The 1,445-nt window shown below is 48.0% G+C and carries 2 protein-coding genes and 1 pseudogene; all 3 read right to left on the reverse strand.

Going from position 1 to position 1,445, the window contains the following annotated elements:
- Positions 1-229: pseudogene (locus Q0200_RS07670) on the reverse strand (hypothetical protein); the annotation flags it as partial.
- On the reverse strand, positions 205-690 hold the full coding sequence (locus Q0200_RS07675; RefSeq protein ID WP_297939937.1) for a lipoprotein required for motility: 486 nt from the start codon (positions 688-690) through the stop codon (positions 205-207). The gene Q0200_RS07675 and the pseudogene Q0200_RS07670, both read right to left, overlap by 25 nt.
- A gap of 73 nt (positions 691-763) precedes the next feature.
- Positions 764-1,445: DNA gyrase C-terminal beta-propeller domain-containing protein (locus Q0200_RS07680; RefSeq protein ID WP_297939939.1), on the reverse strand; the 682-nt coding region annotated here is incomplete at its 5' end.

The raw sequence follows: 1,445 nt of genomic DNA on the forward strand, positions 1-1,445 counted from the left end.
TTTTATGTAGATTTAAAATCTCCATCGAGCTTTGCGCGGGCCGCTTGGGGGCGTTTATTTCGCATAGATACTCATACTCTAGCTCGCTTAGAACCATAGCCTTTGAAAGCGCGATATCGTCGTAAACGACAGTGTGATTTTTAGTGGAGATTTTGGCCCAGAGGATAAACTCCTCCGAGCCGTAAAGAAGCGTCGCAGCGGCAATCAGTAAGCAAAAATTTCTTGCCACTTGCTTTGGTCTATTTTCATTTCCATTCTGACGCGATATAGCCCGTCTTTAAAGTCGTGCTCGACGATGGAAGCGTTTTTGATGAGGCCTGCTACTTGAGTCGTGATGGTCGAGTCTCTAAGCATCGCGTCTCTAACCGTGTCTTTAGAGTTTATCTTGACTCCGTATAGCTTCTCGGCTAGCTGTCTGTGCGCATCGGCGATGGCAGCGCGTTTAGCTAGAGCTAGAGACTGAGCGTGAGAGACGGTGTTGGTCGGAGCGATGCCCTCGCCCACGGCGCCAAATACCGCATCGGCCGGTTCGATATCGTATATCATCTTTTCTTGTTTCATCACGCTTCTGATGTCTTCTTTATCGACCTTTTGGATGACGATGTCTTGCTTTGGTGTATTTGCTTTTTTGGAGCAACCGCTGGCTAAAAAAGCAACGACTACAAAAACCGCGAATGTAATTTTTTTCATTCTTGAACCTTTAAATTTAGTTGTTTTTCTGTTTGCAAATTTACTAGCAAATTGTATTCCAAAAACACTAAATTCATTCTAAATTTTCTAGCGTCTCTTCGCCGCCCTCATCCTCGCCTTCGTCGGCTTTAGGGGACTTTGCGATACTTACTACATCGTCGCCGTCTACGTTTACTACGATGACGCCGCTGGTGTTTCGACCCGCTTTGCGGATACTTTGCATATCGACGCGTATCATCTTGCCGCTTGAGGTTAGAGCCATCAGATCTTGCTCGTCATCGACCATTACGACGCCGATTAGATCGCCGGTGCGATTCGTTAGCTTCATGCAGATTACGCCCTTGCCGCCGCGATTTGTTAGGCGGTATTCTTCTGCGGTCGTACGCTTGCCGATACCTTTTTGAGATATGCTTAGCACCTCTTGATCGTTGTTTTCGATGACGGCAGCGCCTACGACCTCGTCGCCGGCTTCTTTAAATTTGATACCCGTCACGCCGCGGGCCGTTCTGCCCATCTGGCGGACTTTGCTCAGTTTAAATTTGAGGCACATTCCCTTTTTGGTTACGATAAATAGCATCTTTTCGCTATCGTCGCTTCCTTCGGCCGCGTTCTCGTCGTTTTCCTCGCTATTTTCTTCATCGATCTGAGCTTCTATCGCCTCTATCTCGTTTATCTCGGTCTCTACGCCAAGCTCGTCGATTAGATTTATCGGCTCTTCCTCGCCCTCGACGATGAGAGCGGTCACCAGCTCGTCG

The organism is uncultured Campylobacter sp., from assembly GCF_938045225.1.
GTDB lineage: Bacteria > Campylobacterota > Campylobacteria > Campylobacterales > Campylobacteraceae > Campylobacter_A.